Annotated in this window: 12 protein-coding genes and 1 tRNA gene; 5 read left to right on the top strand and 8 right to left on the bottom strand. The window is 67.4% G+C overall.

Features of this window, described 5'->3' with window-relative positions; all coding sequences use genetic code 11:
* Nucleotides 1–15: 15 nt before the first annotated feature.
* A complete protein-coding gene (locus MJ602_RS07300) occupies nucleotides 16–1,125 on the bottom strand; it encodes an alkene reductase (RefSeq protein ID WP_243020173.1) in 1,110 nt (369 codons plus the stop codon).
* A 6-nt stretch (nucleotides 1,126–1,131) separates the two neighbouring features.
* On the bottom strand, nucleotides 1,132–1,767 hold the full coding sequence (locus MJ602_RS07295) for a TetR/AcrR family transcriptional regulator (protein ID WP_243020172.1): 636 nt from the start codon (nucleotides 1,765–1,767) through the stop codon (nucleotides 1,132–1,134).
* Between the two features lie 263 nt (nucleotides 1,768–2,030).
* On the opposite strand from MJ602_RS07295, the gene MJ602_RS07290 reads away from it, so the two are divergent.
* Nucleotides 2,031–2,621: an OmpW/AlkL family protein gene (locus tag MJ602_RS07290; RefSeq protein WP_162016358.1), complete on the top strand. Its 591-nt coding sequence runs from the start codon at nucleotides 2,031–2,033 to the stop codon at nucleotides 2,619–2,621.
* A gap of 137 nt (nucleotides 2,622–2,758) precedes the next feature.
* Here the strand turns inward: MJ602_RS07290 and MJ602_RS07285 are convergent, their stop codons facing one another.
* The 4 genes from MJ602_RS07285 to MJ602_RS07270 all read right to left on the bottom strand — a co-directional run bounded on the left by MJ602_RS07285 (nucleotide 2,759) and on the right by MJ602_RS07270 (nucleotide 10,235).
* Nucleotides 2,759–3,805 carry a metal-dependent hydrolase gene (locus MJ602_RS07285; RefSeq protein WP_243020171.1) on the bottom strand — a complete coding sequence of 349 codons (1,047 nt, stop codon included), beginning with the start codon at nucleotides 3,803–3,805 and terminating at the stop codon, nucleotides 2,759–2,761.
* 220 nt (nucleotides 3,806–4,025) lie between these two features.
* The gene (locus tag MJ602_RS07280; RefSeq protein WP_243020170.1) at nucleotides 4,026–5,309 is read right to left on the bottom strand and encodes an O-acetylhomoserine aminocarboxypropyltransferase/cysteine synthase family protein; all 1,284 of its coding nucleotides are present in this window, start codon (nucleotides 5,307–5,309) and stop codon (nucleotides 4,026–4,028) included.
* 79 nt (nucleotides 5,310–5,388) lie between these two features.
* Nucleotides 5,389–8,073 carry a cation-translocating P-type ATPase gene (locus tag MJ602_RS07275; RefSeq protein ID WP_243020169.1) on the bottom strand — a complete coding sequence of 895 codons (2,685 nt, stop codon included), beginning with the start codon at nucleotides 8,071–8,073 and terminating at the stop codon, nucleotides 5,389–5,391.
* Between the two features lie 170 nt (nucleotides 8,074–8,243).
* Nucleotides 8,244–10,235 carry a peptidase U32 family protein gene (locus tag MJ602_RS07270; RefSeq protein WP_243020168.1) on the bottom strand — a complete coding sequence of 664 codons (1,992 nt, stop codon included), beginning with the start codon at nucleotides 10,233–10,235 and terminating at the stop codon, nucleotides 8,244–8,246.
* A 170-nt stretch (nucleotides 10,236–10,405) separates the two neighbouring features.
* Here MJ602_RS07270 and MJ602_RS07265 point away from each other — a divergent pair, with 170 nt between their 5' ends.
* Nucleotides 10,406–10,585, top strand: a complete 180-nt coding sequence (locus MJ602_RS07265; protein ID WP_232828908.1) for a hypothetical protein — start codon at nucleotides 10,406–10,408, stop codon at nucleotides 10,583–10,585.
* A gap of 6 nt (nucleotides 10,586–10,591) precedes the next feature.
* On the opposite strand, the gene asd is transcribed toward MJ602_RS07265, so the two are convergent.
* Nucleotides 10,592–11,443, bottom strand: a complete 852-nt coding sequence (gene asd, locus MJ602_RS07260) for an archaetidylserine decarboxylase (protein WP_243020167.1) — start codon at nucleotides 11,441–11,443, stop codon at nucleotides 10,592–10,594.
* Nucleotides 11,444–11,627: 184 nt separating this feature from the next.
* Here asd and MJ602_RS07255 point away from each other — a divergent pair, with 184 nt between their 5' ends.
* The 3 genes from MJ602_RS07255 to MJ602_RS07245 all read left to right on the top strand — a co-directional run bounded on the left by MJ602_RS07255 (nucleotide 11,628) and on the right by MJ602_RS07245 (nucleotide 13,426).
* Nucleotides 11,628–12,800 (top strand): HPP family protein, encoded by a 1,173-nt coding sequence (locus MJ602_RS07255; protein ID WP_243020166.1) that lies wholly within the window; start codon nucleotides 11,628–11,630, stop codon nucleotides 12,798–12,800.
* 227 nt (nucleotides 12,801–13,027) lie between these two features.
* Complete coding sequence (infA, locus tag MJ602_RS07250; RefSeq protein WP_162016351.1) at nucleotides 13,028–13,276, top strand: translation initiation factor IF-1; 249 nt, start codon at nucleotides 13,028–13,030, stop codon at nucleotides 13,274–13,276.
* 73 nt (nucleotides 13,277–13,349) lie between these two features.
* Nucleotides 13,350–13,426: transfer RNA gene (locus tag MJ602_RS07245), tRNA-Pro, on the top strand.
* Nucleotides 13,427–13,602: 176 nt separating this feature from the next.
* Here MJ602_RS07245 and mmsB read toward each other — a convergent pair.
* Nucleotides 13,603–14,490, bottom strand: a complete 888-nt coding sequence (gene mmsB, locus MJ602_RS07240) for a 3-hydroxyisobutyrate dehydrogenase (RefSeq protein WP_243020165.1) — start codon at nucleotides 14,488–14,490, stop codon at nucleotides 13,603–13,605.
* Nucleotides 14,491–14,604 lie beyond the last annotated feature (114 nt).

The following is a 14,604-nucleotide window of genomic DNA, read 5'->3' as shown; positions in this document are numbered from 1 at the left end:
CAGTCGGCCACCGGGTCAGGGCAGGGCAGGGTAGTCGGTGTAGCCGTGCGGGCCGGTGCCGCCGTACACGGGGGCGTCGGCAAAGGGCTCGTTCAGCGGCAGGTTGTCGCGCAAGCGCCGCGGCAGGTCGGGCGTAGTGATCATGGCGCGGCCAAACGACACCATGTCGGCGCGGCCGCTGGTGAGCGCCTCGACGGCCATTTCCTTGGTGTAGCCGTTGTTGACCATCCAGATGCCCGAATACAGGCGGCGCAGGGCCTCGTAGTCGAACGGGGCGTTGTCGCGCGGGCCGCCGGTGTGGCCTTCGACGACGTGGATGTACACCGGGTGGAGCTTTTCCAACTCGCGCACCACGTGCTCGAACAGCGGCTGCGGGTTGCTTTCCGACGAGTCGTTGACGGGCGAAACGGGCGAGAGGCGGATGCCTACGCGGTCGGCGCCGATCTCCTGCGTGACGGCGGCCATCACTTCGAGCAGGAAGCGGGCGCGGTTCTCGATGCTGCCGCCGTACTGGTCGGTGCGGTGGTTGGAGCCGTCGCGCAGGAAGGCGTCGATCAGGTAGCCGTGGGCGCCGTGGATTTCCACGCCGTCAAAACCTGCCTGGATGGCATTGGCGGCGGCCTGGCGGAAGTCGTTCACCACACCGGCGATTTCGGCGGTTTCCAGCGCGCGCGGCACGGCGCAGTCCACATAACCCTGGCCGACGATGTAGGTCTTGGCCTTGGCGGCGATGGCCGAGGGGGCCACGGGCGCCTGCTGGTTGGGCTGGAAGGCGTTGTGCGACATGCGGCCGGTGTGCCAGAGCTGCACGAAGATCTTGCCGCCCTTGGCGTGCACGGCGTCGGTCACCTGCTTCCAGGCGGCGATCTGCGCGGGCGTGTGGATGCCGGGGGTGTGGGTGTAGCCCTGGGCGGTGGCAGAGATCTGCGTGGCCTCGGCAATGATCAGGCCCACGCTGGCACGCTGGCGGTAGTACTCGACCACCATGTCGGTGGGTTCCAGTGCGTCGTTGGCGCGGCTGCGCGTGAGTGGCGCCATGGCCATGCGGTTGGCGACTTCGATGCGGCCCAGCTTGAGGGGCTGGAACAGAGCGTCGGTGGCGAAGGTTTCTGCGGGGATACCCATGGGGGCTTACTCCTTGGTGGTGGGGGGAATGCCCGTCGCGGGTGCGGCGGGCTGGAACAGGTGGTCGAGCACCAGGGCCATGCTGTCGCGCAGCGGCGTGGTGGATTTTTCGAGCTTCATGCGCAGCAGGGCGCCTTCCCAGGTGTCCCAGGCCAGGGCCGAGAGCACGGGGGCGGGCAGGTCGGCACGGACCTCGCCTGCCGCCTGGGCGCGTTCGATCATGCCGGCCAGGCGCTCGCGCCAGGCCAGTTGCGCCTGCAGCAGGCCCTGGCGGCAGGCGTCGCTGGCCAGGGCCATCTCGGCGGCGAAGTTGCCCACCAGGCAGCCGGCCTGCAGCTCCTTGCGTTCGTGGTAGGCCATCATTTCGGCGAACACGTAGCGGATGGCGGCCATGGGCTGGGCGGGCGCGGCGGCCATCATGGCCTCCCAGGAGCGCTGCAGGTGCTCGGCGTACTGCTCAATGATGGCCACGGCAAACACTTCCTTGCTTTCGAAGTGGTTGTAGAACGAACCCTTGGGCACGCCCGCGTGGTCGGTGATCTGCTGTATGCCCGTAGCGTTGTAGCCCTGGCGCGAGAACAGGTCGCGGCCTGCCTGGGTGAGGCGCAGGGGGATGTCGGTTTTGTCAGCAGTGCGGGCCATGGATGAATAATATGACCGGTCGTCTTAAAATTCAAGAGACCTGGTCGTGGGGGCTGTAACCGAGATGACACGGGCGGCGGAAATGGGCCCATCGGCGGCGGGCAAACGGCGCTCAATAACCATAATAGAAAAGTGGTTGATATGAATCAACCACTGAAATTAGGGTTAATACGGACGGTTGATGCAGAGCAAAAAAGACCACTTTCAAAGTAGGCCTAATGCGTTCACGGGGGTCGTCCCCGTGAAACCTGATTGAAATCACCATGAAAAAGAACCTGCTGGCTGTGGCCGTTCTCTGTGCTCTGACTTCTGGTGCTGCGCTGGCGCAGCAGTCGGAAGGCCCCTGGATGGTCCGTGCCCGTGCCGTGCATCTGGACAGCGCCAACAAGGACAGCACCCCCCTGGGCCTGACGGTCAACAACAAGACCATCCCGGAAGTGGATGTCTCCTATTTCTTTACGCCCAACGTGGCGGCCGAACTGATCCTTACCGTGCCGCAAAAGCACACACTGCGTGCAGGCGGCGCGGCGATTGGCTCACTCAAGCACCTGCCGCCCACGCTGCTGCTGCAGTACCACTTCAACACCTCCGGCATCAAGCCCTATGTGGGCGCGGGCCTGAACTACACGCGCTTTTCCAGCGTGAAGGCGCCTGCCGGCGTGGATATCGACCGCAACAGCTTCGGTGCCGCGCTGCAGGTCGGTGTGGACATTCCGCTGCAGAAGAACCTGTACCTGAACTTCGACATCAAGAAGGTTTTCATCAAGACCGATGTCACCGCCAACGGTGCCAAGCTGGGTAGCTTCAAGGTCGATCCTGTGCTCGTGGGCGTAGGTCTGGGCTGGCGCTTCTGAGCCAGTCCGTAGCGTCTCTCATACTCTCTAAGGTAATTTGACGGCCGGCGCCGCGTGCGCCGGTCTTTTTTTTGCGCAAGTGGGGGGCATGGCAAGAGCGGCAGCCCTGGTGGTTGGACCTTGCCCGGCCCCGTGCTTCAGCGCCCGCAGGACGACACCCCCGGCACGCGCGACAGAGGGCCCGCAGACGGATCGGACAGGCGCTGCCACCACCAGGCCAGGCCGGTGCGCAGGTCGGGGCGCTGCCATTGCTGGGTTGGCAGGTCGCCTTCCACTGCTGCCGCGCCCTCGGCGGGGATGGCCGGCCCCACGTCAAAGTGGAAGCTATAGCAGGGCTCCAACCCCATGCGCAGATCGGTGATCTGCAGCCGCCCCTCAGGGCTGGCCTGCACACGCATGAAGCCGTGGCTGAAGCGTTCCAGCCGCTGCACGTGCGGGTGGGCGGTATGGGCGGCGCGCAGGGCGCTGCCACGGGGATGCTGCGTCCACTGCACTGGGGCGCCGCCGTCGAGCAGCGAATAGTAGGCCTCATGGTAGTGCTCCGGGCCCATGGCCACGGCGCGCCACAGCACGGTGGAAAACGGGGCGGGCGTGACAAGCACCTGGTTGGCGGGCAGGCCCTGGGCACGCAGAGCCTCTTCCAATACGCCGCGCACATGCTGCTGCGCCAGCAGGCTCCAGCCCAGGTAGGCCGTGCTCAGTACCAGCCCGGCCTGGTTCCAGCGCAGGCCCTGCGGGTGGCGCAGCGCCGCCACCACGCCCACCAGCAGGGGCAGGGTGTAGAGCGGGTCGATGATGAACATGCTGCCCACGCCGTAGGGGTGGTCCGTGAACGGCTGCAGCAACTGCGTGCCATAGACGGTCAGCACATCCAGCAGGGGGTGTGTCAGCAGCGCCAGGGCCAGCGCCAGCCACCAGCGGTGCCACAGTTGCCGCTCGCCCTGCAGGCGGGCCACCAACCAGCCCAGCGGCGCGCTGGCCAGCGCCAGGAAAAAGAGGGAATGGCTCTCGGCCCGGTGGCGCACCATGTTGAGCAGTGGTTCGCCATGGTCGATGAAGGCGTCCAGGTCCGGCAGCGTGCCCGCCGCCGCGCCCCACAGTGCGGCCTTCCAGGCGGCCGTGCGCCGCCCCAGGGTGGCAAGAACGACGGCGCTGCCCAGGGCAGCCTGGCTGATGGAGTCCATGGGGTATCGGCAGGAGGAAGGGCGCGGTTGATGCGCCGCATTCTTGCAGCGCTGCCCCAACCTTGACCTGCCAGGGGCTTATGAATACGCCCGAGCGCTGGGGCGTACCGTCGAATAAGCTATCAAAAAAATAGCTGCTTGCGCTTGATGCATGGGCGCTGGGGGCCAAAAACACCCAAAATCACCCGGGCCTGTGCAGGCCCGGGTGGCAGGGCAAGGCTCAGACCTTGTCCAGCGCCTGGGCCAGGTCGGCCTGCAGGTCTTGCAGGTGCTCGATGCCCACCGACAGGCGTACCATGTTTTCGCTCACACCGGCCTTGGCCAGTTCTTCGGGGTTGAGCTGGCGGTGCGTGGTGGACGCCGGGTGCGTGGCCAGGGACTTGGCATCGCCGATGTTCACCAAACGGGTGAACAGCTGCAATGCGTCGAGGAAGCGCGCGCCGGCGGCGCGCGGGTCGGCATCGCTGCTCTTGAGGCCGAAGGACAGGATGCCCGAAGCGCGGCCACCCATCTGGCGCTGCACCACGGCGTGGTCGGCATGGTCGGGCAAGCCGGCGTAGCGCACCCACTCCACCTTGGGGTGGGCCTGCAGGAACTGGGCCAAGGCCAGGGAGTTGTCGCAGATGCGGTCCATGCGCAGCGGCAGGGTCTCGATGCCCTGCAGCGTGAGCCAGGCGTTGAACGGCGAGAGCGCCGCACCCATGTTGCGCAGCGGCACCACGCGCGCGCGGGCGATGTAGGCGGCCGGGCCCAGGGCCTCGGTATAGACCACGCCGTGGTAGCTCACGTCGGGCTCGTTCAGGCGCTTGAAGCGCTCCTTGTGCTGGGCCCAGGGGAACTTGCCGCTGTCCACGATGATGCCGCCGATGCTGTTGCCGTGGCCGTTCATGTACTTGGTGAGCGCGTGTACCACGATGTCGGCGCCGTGCTCGATGGGGCGGCACAGGTAGGGGCTGGGCACGGTGTTGTCCACGATCAGCGGCACGCCGTGGTCGTGCGCCACCTGGGCCAGCGCGGCAATGTCGGTCACGTTGCCCAGCGGGTTGCCGATGGATTCGCAGTACACGGCCTTGGTGCGCGCGTCGATCAGCTTGGCAAAGCTGGCCGGGTCGGCCGGGTCGGCGAAGCGCACCTCGATGCCCTGCTGCGGGAAGGTGTGGGCGAACAGGTTGTAGGTGCCGCCGTAGAGCGTGCTGGCCGAGATGATGTTGTCACCGGTTTCGGCGATGGTCTGGATGGCCGCCGTGATGGCTGCCATGCCCGAGGCCATGGCCAGCGCGCCGATGCCGCCCTCCAGTGCCGCGACGCGCTTTTCCAGCACGTCGGTGGTGGGGTTCATGATGCGGGTGTAGATGTTGCCCGGCACCTTCAGGTCGAACAGGTCGGCGCCGTGCTGGGCGCTGTCGAACGAGTAGGCCACTGTCTGGTAGAGCGGCACGGCGACGGAATGCGTGGTGGGCTCGGGCGTGTAGCCGCCGTGGACGGCCAGGGTTTCGAATTGCATGGATGGATGTCCCTCTGTCGATGGAAAGTGCGCCAAGGCCCCGCGCCACTGCGGGGCCCGCACGGCGCATTGTGCACCTTCAGCGCACAGGATCGTCCATCGCCAGCGCGGCGGCCTTGCTGCGGCGCCAGGCTTTCTCCAGTTCCACCGCCACGTACACGATCAGCGCTGCGCCCAGGCACACGGCCAGGTCGGGCAGGTCCAGCGGCTCGGTCTTGAAGATGGGGTTGAGGGCGGGCACGTAGATGGTGGCCATTTGCAGTGCAAAGGTCAGCAGCACCGCACCCCACAGCGGGCGGTTGCGCCCCAGGCGCCAGACGGGATCAACCTCGGAGCGAATGCCCACCACATGTGCCATTTGGGCCAGGGTGAGCACGGTGAACACCATGGTCTGCCAGTGCGCGTTGCCCGTGGACAGCGCCCACGCTTGCACGGCCAGGCACAGCCCGCCGATGAGCAGGCCAATCCCCAGGATGTGCTGCCACATGCCGCCCGCAAACATGCTTTCGGTGGGCGCGCGCGGCGGGCGCTGCATGATGCCGCGCTCGGCCGGTTCGGCCGCCAGCGCCAGGCCGGGCAGGCCATCGGTGACGAGGTTGACCCACAGGATGTGGATGGGCAGCAGCGGAATGGGCAGCAGCAACAACGGCGCGAGGAAGATGGTCCAGATCTCGCCCGAGTTGCTGGTCATGGTGTAGCGCACGAACTTGCGGATGTTGTCGTAGATGCGCCGGCCTTCCTTGACAGCCGCCACGATGGTGGCGAAGTTGTCGTCCAGCAGCACCAGGCTGCTGGCCTCGCGTGCCACGTCGGTGCCGCCCTTGCCCATGGCCACGCCGATGTCGGCGCGCTTGAGCGCGGGGGCATCGTTCACGCCGTCACCAGTCATGGCGACAAAGTGGCCGCGTGCCTGCAGGGCCTGCACGATGCGGATCTTCTGCGCCGGATCGACGCGCGCATACACCCGCACCTGCTCCACGCGCTCGCGCAGCGCGGCGTCGTCCAGTGTGGCCAGGTCGGTGCCCGTGAGCACGGGGGCGTCGGCACAGTCCACGATGCCCAGCCGGTGCGCGATGGCGCGCGCTGTGGCGGGGTGGTCGCCGGTGATCATCACGGGCGTGATGCCCGCGCTGATGCAGTCGCGCACGGCGGCCACGGCCTCGGGCCGGGGCGGGTCGATGAGGGCGATCAGGCCCAGCAGTTCGAGCTCGCTCTCCACCGCTTCGAGGGCATTGGTGTCGGGCAGGCGGGCATGGCCGCGCCGCGCCAGGGCCAGCACGCGCAGGCCCTGGGCGGCGAGCTGGTGGGCCTGGGCCAGCAGCGCGGTGGTGTCGAGTGCAGCGCGGCCCTCGGGCGTCCACTGTGCGGCGCAGCGCGGCAGCACAGACTCGGGCGCGCCCTTGGTATAGGCCACAAAGCCACCCGCCACGCGGTGGAAGGTGGTCATGCGCTTGCGGTCTGAATCGAAGGGCTGCTCCTGCACGCGCGGACTGGCGGCGTCGAGCGCGGCCTTGTCCAGCCCGCCGGCGTGCGCGGCCAGCACCAAGGCGGTTTCGGTGGGGTCGCCGAGCCAGACGGTGGCTGCGCCGTCGCCATCGCTCTCGGTGTGGCCGGTGGCGTCGTTGCACAGCGCGGCCGCGCGCAGGGCTTCGCGGTGCACCGGGCCGGGCAGGGCGTCGCCCGGTGTCCAGCGCTGACCCTGGGCCAGCAACAGCTCGGCGTGCATGCGGTTCTGCGTGAGCGTGCCGGTCTTGTCCGAGCAGATGGTGGTGACCGAGCCCAGCGTTTCCACCGACGGCAGGCGCCGCACCAGCGCGTTGACGGCCACCATGCGGCGCGCGCCCAGCGCCAGCAGCACCGTGACCACGGCGGGCAGCGCCTCGGGAATGGCCGCTACGGCCAGGCTGATGGCCGTGAGCGCCATGAGCAGCGGCGCCTCGCCGCGCAGCACGCCCACCACGAAAACGATGGCGCAGATGCCCAGCACGGCCAGCGCCAGCCGCTTGCCGAACGCCGCCAGGCGCAGTTGCAATGGCGTGCTGCGTTCTTCACCGCCCAGCAGCCGGGCTACCTTGCCCAGTTCGGTGTGCATTCCGATGGCCACCACCAGGCCGCGCGCGCGGCCATGGGTGGCGGTGGTGCCCTTGAAGGCCATGTTCACCCGGTCGCCCAGGGCGCTCGCGTCCTGTGCGGCCAGGGTGCCGGTCTGTTTGGCCACGGTGACGGATTCGCCCGTGAGGGCCGATTCGTCCACCTGGAGCTGCGCGATCTCGATCAGGCGCAGGTCGGCCGGGATCTGGTTGCCGGCCTCCAGCAGCACGATGTCGCCCGGCACCAGCGCGCTGGCGGGCACCACCTGCACCTCGCCGCCGCGCAGCACGGTGGCGTGCGCCGCTGCCAGTTGGCGCAGTGCCGCCATGGCCTGGTCGGCGCGCCAGGCCTGCACAAAGCCGATGAGCGCGTTGAGCACCACGATCACCAGAATGACCACGGTGTCGGTCGCTTCCCCGACCAGACCCGACACCACCGCCGCGCCGAGCAGCACCAGCACCATGAAGTCCTTGAACTGCTCGATCAGCAGCGCCAGCGGCCCCCGGCGGGCGTGGTCCTGCAGCTCGTTGGCGCCATGCTGCGCGGCGCGGCGCGTGGCCTCATCGGCGTGCAGGCCGGTATCGGGATCGACGCCGTGGGCTTGCGCCAGCTCCTGCGCGTCGCGCAGGTGGGCGTCGTGGGTGGTGGTGGTGGGGATGGTTTCGGTCGCCATGCGGAGCAGTCTGCCAACAGGGTTTGCGGAAGGTACCGCCCCAGTGTACGGCCCGGCGCTGGTGTTACAGGCCAGAACGACAGCGATCAAATGCTATAAAAATAATAGCTACTTGCGCTTTATTGACGGGCGCCTTAGGCCTTTTTCTTTGAAAGATTTTCGCCGCGCCTTCAGCGTGCCGCCGTGGGGCGTGCCCGGTAGAAGGTCAGCGGTTGCTCCTGCGCCTGGTTCAGCACCTGGCGCTTGATCTTGCCCACCACGTGCATCTCGCAGGGCTTGCAGTCGAAGCGCAGGGTGAGCTTTTCCTTGCCGTTGATGAGCTGCAGCGGCTCGGCACGGATGGTGCCCTGCACACCCGTCACGCCCTTGGCCTGCTTGGGGCACAGGCTCATGGAGTAGCGTACGCAGTGCTTGGTGATCATCAGGCTGACCTCGCCTTCCTCCTCGTGGCTCTCGTAGGCGGCGGCGATCACCTTCACGCCATGGCGCGCGTAGAAGTCACGCGCCTTGTGGTTGAACACGTTGGCCAGGTAGGAGAGCGTGTCCTCGGGGTAGGGCACGGGCGGCTCGACGGGCGTGGCGCGCGGCAGGCGCTCGAATCCGGCAGCGCGCGCGGCCTCCAGCGCGGCGAGGGCGTCGCGGCGCAGCGCGTTGAGGCTGGAGGCGGGAACGAACCAGGGCCGCGAGACTTGCAGCGCGATGTCGTGCACGGCAAAGAGGCTGGCGCCAAAGCGCCCGAGCTGCTCACGCAGGCTGGCCTCTGCCTTGGCCGCGTCCTGCGCCGCCTCATGGGGCAGGGCGGCCTGGGCGGTGCCGGTAAAGCCGTCCTCGTCGGTCAGCGTGAGGGCAAAGCCGTCTGGGGTCTCGGCGAACTGCGCCCACAGGGCGATGCGCCGGTCGCTCGATTTCTTCTCCAGCGTGCGCACCCAGTCCATGTCTCGGTTGCGGTTGACCTCGGTGCCTTTGCGCAGGTCCTTGAAACCCTCCATCGGGTCCTTGGGGAACACGCGCCACTGCCGGCCGCCGCGCGGCGACACGGGTTCGGCGCGGTTGATCTGCAGGCCCACCAGCTCTTTCTGCAGGTCGTAGTAGCACAGGCCGTCGCCGTTGTGGAGCACGGTGGCCGTGTCGCTCACTTCCAGCTCGACGAAGTTCGGCCCGAGCTTGGTCACCCAGCCGATGGCCTGGCCGGGGTTCTTGGGTGTGTCGAAGGCGCCGATGTCTTCCTTGCGGCCGTTGACGAAATAGTCGGTGAACTCGCGGTTGAAGTTCTGCAGCGGGTCGGGCGTGAAGGTGAACCTGGTGCGGCCGCTCGATGCGCGCGCCAGCGGGTCGCCCGAGGCCTCGCGCTCGTCGAGGATCTCGTCGAGCAGCCTGCGGTAGTGGGCGGTGATGTTCTTCACGTAGCCCATGTCCTTGTAGCGGCCCTCGATCTTGAAGCTGCGCACGCCGGCGTCGATGAGGGCGCGCAGGTTGTCGCTCTGGTTGTTGTCCTTCATCGAGAGCACGTGCTTGTCGTGCGCAACGATGCGGCCCTGGGCGTCCGTCACCTGGTAGGGCAGGCGGCAGGCCTGGCTGCAGTCGCCCCGGTTGGCGCTGCGGCCGGTCTGGGCGTGGCTGATGTAGCACTGGCCGCTGTAGGCCACGCACAGCGCGCCGTGGATGAAGAACTCGATGGCGCAGCGCTGGGGGTCGGTGGCGGCGCGCACGGCGGCGATCTGCGGCACCGTCAGCTCGCGCGCCAGCACGATCTGCGACAGACCGCAGTCCTGCAGGAAGCGCGCTTTCTCGGGCGTGCGGATGTCGGTCTGGGTGCTGGCGTGCAGCTGGATGGGGGGCAGGTCGAGCTCCAGCAGGCCCATGTCCTGGATGATGAGCGCGTCGGCACCGGCGTTGTACACCTGCCAGGCCATCTGGCGCGCGCCTTCCAGCTCGTCGTCGCGCAGGATGGTGTTGAGCGTGATGAAAACGCGGCTGTGGAAGCGGTGGGCGTGCGTGATCAGGCGTTCCAGCTCGCGGATGTCGTTGCCCGCCCCGGCGCGCGCGCCGAAGGCCGGGCCGCCGATATAGACGGCATCGGCGCCATGGTTGACGGCCTCGATGCCGATGTCGGCATCGCGCGCGGGGGACAGCAGTTCAATCTGGTGGGGCAACAGTGACATGGGTGTGATTATCCGGGGAAGCACCAAAACGCGTAGGGCTGCTCCCGGCAGGTGAGGGAACATGTTGCTATGATTACGATAGCGCCTGCCACCCTGGCAGGCGGCATTGAGTTCACCCTTCAGACATCGTACGCAGACTGCAGACCATGCACAGCGCAGCTTGTTTTCGCATGCCTATCTTCAAGCCCGGCACCGTGGTGCGTTTCGGGGCCAACCGGGAAACCGTCAGCCACATCATCATTCGCCGCAGCGTGCTGTTGGTGCATCTGGTGGGCTATGAAGCCCCTGTCAACGCCGATGTGTTGACGGTGGAGCCCGCTGTGTTCACGCTGAGGCGCGTGACACGGTAGCCCGCGTCAGCGGGTGCCCAGGTGGGCCATGGCCTCGCCCATGCGGATCGGGCGGGCGGGGCCCCAGGCGGGGTTGAACTGCAAGGGCCCGTGCGGGAACAGCATGACGACGGTCGATCCGAGCAGGAAGCGGCCCATCTCATCGCCCTGTTTCAGCACGATGGATTGGTCCGCATAGTCCCACTGGCGCACGGTGCCGGGGCGCGGCGGATTCACGAGGCCGTGCCACACCGTGGCCATGCTGCCCACGATGGTGGCCCCCACCAGCACCAGCACGAACGGCCCGTGGGCGCCGTCGAACACGCAGACCACGCGCTCGTTGCGCGCAAACAGGCCGGGGACGCCGCGCGCGGTGGTCGGGTTCACCGAGAACAGGTCGCCGGGCACATGCACCATGCGGCGCAGCCGGCCCTCGCAAGGCATGTGGATGCGGTGGTAGTCGCGCGGGCTCAGGTAGAGCGTGGCGAAATGGCCGCCCTCGAATTCCGCGGCCAGTTGCGCGTCGCCGCCGACCAGTGCCGTGGTGCTGTAGTGGTGCCCCTTGGCCTGGAAGACCTGATCGCCCTGCACCGGGCCAAACTGGCTGATGGCACCATCGACCGGGCAGACCAGATCGGCGGCGGCCAGCGGGCGGGCACCAGGCCTGAGCGGCCGGGTGAAGAACTCGTTGAAGCTGGCGTAGCTGGCCGGGTCCGGGTTGGCGGCCTCGGCCATGTCCACGCCATAGCGGGCCACGAAGCGGCGGATGAGCGCCGTGGTCAAAGCGCCGGCGCGTGCCGAGGCGATGCGGCCCGCAGCGACGGTGAGGGCGCGTTTGGGCATCAGGTACTGCGGCAGGACGGCAAGGCGGTCGGACACGGTGGGAAGGCTGGAGTGGGGGAAGCGCGCCATTCTATCGGCGCCTTGCCCTTTGTGTGCCAGGGTCAATCGGCGTGCAGCCGCGGGCCATGGCGCGCGCAGGCACAATGCGGCCCCTGCATTCCCCCGCGCCATGCGCTGCCTGGGTGCATGTGTTTTGCCCGGCAGGTCCGGATGTTGTCGAATGCCATTCCCCTCTCCTGAATCCGAACCGGCGCACGCGGTGCGTGGCGCCTGGTTGCGTAATTTCTGGCCTGCACCCGTGGGCATCACGGGTCGCGAACGGGCGCGTATTGCTCTGGGTGCGGCCCTGGGCGTTTTGTTGGCGGCCCTGCTGGCGCGCTGGTGGAGCCACGCGCACCCTGGCGGGCACTGGATGGTGGCCTCGCTGGGCGCCAGCGCCGTGCTGGTGTTCGCCATGCCTTCCAGCCCCTTGGCGCAGCCCTGGCCGGTGCTGGGGGGCAATACGCTGTCGGTATGGGTCGGCTTGGCCTGTGCCGCCCTGGTGCCCGAACCCACTGTGGCTGCGGCGCTGGCCGTTGCGGCCGCCGTGCTGGTGATGGTGCCGCTGCGCTGCCTACATCCGCCGGGCGCGGCGATGGCGCTGTTCGTGGTGCTCAACCCTGGCGAAGACGCGCACCTGCTGCTGTTTCCGGTGCTGTTCAATGTGCTCGTGCTGGTGCTGGTGGGCATTGCCTACAACAACGCCACCGGGCGCAGCTACCCGCATCCCCAGCGCCCGCAGCGCGATGACCGGGCCGTGGGTGCCGGGCAGTTCAGCACGGCAGACCTCGATGCAGCGCTGGCGCACTACAACCAGGTGCTGGACATCAGCCGCGCCGATCTGGCCGGATTGCTGCACATGGCCGGGCGGGCCGCCTTCCAGCGCACGCTGGGCGAACTGCGCTGCGCCGACATCATGTCGCGGCCACCCATGGCCGTGGAACCCGGCGTGGCGCTGAAGGAGGCCTGGGCCATGATGCGGCGCGAGCAGATCAAGGCGCTGCCCGTGGTGGATGCGCAGGGAGCCGTGCTGGGCATCGTCACGGTGGCGGATTTTGTGCGGCTGGCCAGCCTCGATACCCACGAGGGCCTGGGGCAGCGTCTGCGCACCCTGATCCGAGGGCGCTCGGGTCGGCCATCGCGGGTGAAGGACATCATGAGCCAGCAAGTGCAGGTGGTCGATGCCCGGCAGCATGTCATGGACCTGGTGCCCCTGTTCTCGCGCGGCGGGCACCACCACATGCCCGTGGTGGATGCGCAGGCGCGGCTGGTGGGTGTCATCACGCAGTCGGACCTGGTGCGTGCCCTGGCCCTGGCGCTTCCCACGGGTGAAGCGGGCGCCGCTGCACCATAGTCAACGTGGCCACATCGCGGTACAATCAGCGGGCTCATGCACAGCGCCTTGCCTGTCCATTGGAGCCGTCTCTCCCGGCATTCTTTCTGAACTGCGCCCCGGGTGCAGCGAACCCCACAGCACGCAAAGCACACTGCGCCTGCTCCACCGGACAGGCGTTTGCGCCTGTGGCTCACCCGATTTCGCAGGCGCCGTACACGGATTGAATTGTTTTTTAGAGATTGAACATGGCAAAAGAAGAACTGATTGAAATGCAGGGCAGCGTGACCGAAGTGCTGCCAGACTCGCGCTTTCGCGTCACGCTGGACAACGGGCACCAACTCATCGCCTACACCGGCGGCAAGATGCGCAAGCACCACATCCGCATTCTGGCGGGCGACAAGGTGTCCCTGGAGCTGTCTCCTTACGACCTGAGCAAGGGCCGCATCACCTTCCGTCACCTGGCGGGCCGTCCCGGCCCGGGCGCTGCTCGCTGACTAGTGATTTAAACGGCGTTTTGCCCGTCCAAGCCCGAAACAGGGTGCAAGTCGGGTTAGAATGCCAGCTTGTCGGAGCGTAGCGCAGCCTGGTAGCGCATCTGCTTTGGGAGCAGAGGGTCGCGAGTTCGAATCCCGCCGCTCCGACCAATCATGACAAGGCCTGCAGTGGTTTTCCGCTGCAGGCCTTTTGTCTTTTTAACCGGTGTGGGTGCCTGTCTGTGGATCTTCCAGCACCGTGTGGCCAGAGGGTGTGAAAAGCAACGGGCGCTGCAGCGGCCAGCCACAGCGCCCGTTTCAGCAGGTAAAGGCCTCAGCTACGCAGATCAGCCCTTCTTCTGCAGCATCTTGATCACGCTCGAAAAATCCTCGCCGCCATGCCCCGCGATGCTGTGCGCGGCGTAGATGGCGCGGGCCAGGCCGCCCAGCGGGGTGCTGGCCTTGGTGGCCATGGCGTTTTCCTGGGCCAGGCCCAGGTCCTTGAGCATGAGGTCGGTGCCGAAGCCGCCGGCGTAGCCCTTGGAGGCGGGGGCGTTCTCGTGCACGCCGGGGAAGGGGTTGTACTTTTCCAGCGCCCAGTTGCCGCCGGAGCTGCGGCGCATGATCTCGCTGAGCACCTTGGGGTCCAGGCCGTTGGCCACGCCCAGGGCGATGGCTTCGCTGGTGCCCACCATCAGGATGCCCAGCAGCATGTTGTTGCAGATCTTGGCCGTCTGGCCGGCGCCCACGCTGCCTGCGTGGAAGATGTTGGCGCCCATTTTTTCCAGCAGGGGGCGGGCGCGTTCCAGTTGGGCTTCGCTGCCGCCGACCATGAAGGTCAGCGTGCCGGCGATGGCGCCGCCGGTGCCGCCGGAGACGGGCGCGTCGATGAAGTCGATGCCTGCCGCCTCGGCCGCCTTGGCCACCTTCTGGCTGGTGGCGGCGGCGATGGTCGAGCTGTCGATCACCAGCGTGCCTTTGGCGATGCTGGCCAGCAGGTTGCCGTTGCCCAGGAACAGGCCTTCCACGTGCTGGCTGGCGGGCAGCATGGTGACGATGGCTTCGGCGCCTTGCACGGCATCCTGGGCGCTGGCCGCCACTTGCAGGCCTTCGGCTTTCACCTTGGCGAGGGCGTCCTGGCTCAGGTCGAATGCCTTGACGCTGTGTCCGGCCTTGTGCAGGTTGATGGCCATGGGGCCGCCCATGTTGCCGAGGCCGATGAATGCGATTTGCATGGTGTTGTCTCCTGGTCGGTTGGAAAGGGTTGGAAAAGGGGAGGGGGTAGCTATTGTTTTAGTAGCTACTTGCGCTTGCTGCATAAGCGCCAGGGAGTAAAAAAACTTGAACTC

The organism is Simplicispira sedimenti (assembly GCF_022760965.1).
Taxonomy (GTDB): domain Bacteria; phylum Pseudomonadota; class Gammaproteobacteria; order Burkholderiales; family Burkholderiaceae_C; genus Simplicispira; species Simplicispira sedimenti.
The sequence above is the reverse complement of the archived record's forward strand: the minus strand, read 5'-3'. Positions and strand labels throughout refer to the sequence as shown.

What these genes read in the sequence shown, in the direction of transcription:
- MJ602_RS07285 (WP_243020171.1), bottom strand. Translation starts at nt 3,805, where the DNA reads ATGGACTCCATCAGCCAGGCTGCCCTGGGCAGCGCCGTCGTTCTTGCC.
- mmsB (WP_243020165.1), bottom strand. Translation starts at nt 14,490, where the DNA reads ATGCAAATCGCATTCATCGGCCTCGGCAACATGGGCGGCCCCATGGCC.
- MJ602_RS07300 (WP_243020173.1), bottom strand. Translation starts at nt 1,125, where the DNA reads ATGGGTATCCCCGCAGAAACCTTCGCCACCGACGCTCTGTTCCAGCCC.
- MJ602_RS07295 (WP_243020172.1), bottom strand. Translation starts at nt 1,767, where the DNA reads ATGGCCCGCACTGCTGACAAAACCGACATCCCCCTGCGCCTCACCCAG.
- MJ602_RS07275 (WP_243020169.1), bottom strand. Translation starts at nt 8,073, where the DNA reads ATGGCGACCGAAACCATCCCCACCACCACCACCCACGACGCCCACCTG.
- infA (WP_162016351.1), top strand. Translation starts at nt 13,028, where the DNA reads ATGGCAAAAGAAGAACTGATTGAAATGCAGGGCAGCGTGACCGAAGTG.
- MJ602_RS07270 (WP_243020168.1), bottom strand. Translation starts at nt 10,235, where the DNA reads ATGTCACTGTTGCCCCACCAGATTGAACTGCTGTCCCCCGCGCGCGAT.
- MJ602_RS07255 (WP_243020166.1), top strand. Translation starts at nt 11,628, where the DNA reads ATGCCATTCCCCTCTCCTGAATCCGAACCGGCGCACGCGGTGCGTGGC.
- MJ602_RS07290 (WP_162016358.1), top strand. Translation starts at nt 2,031, where the DNA reads ATGAAAAAGAACCTGCTGGCTGTGGCCGTTCTCTGTGCTCTGACTTCT.
- MJ602_RS07280 (WP_243020170.1), bottom strand. Translation starts at nt 5,309, where the DNA reads ATGCAATTCGAAACCCTGGCCGTCCACGGCGGCTACACGCCCGAGCCC.
- MJ602_RS07265 (WP_232828908.1), top strand. Translation starts at nt 10,406, where the DNA reads ATGCCTATCTTCAAGCCCGGCACCGTGGTGCGTTTCGGGGCCAACCGG.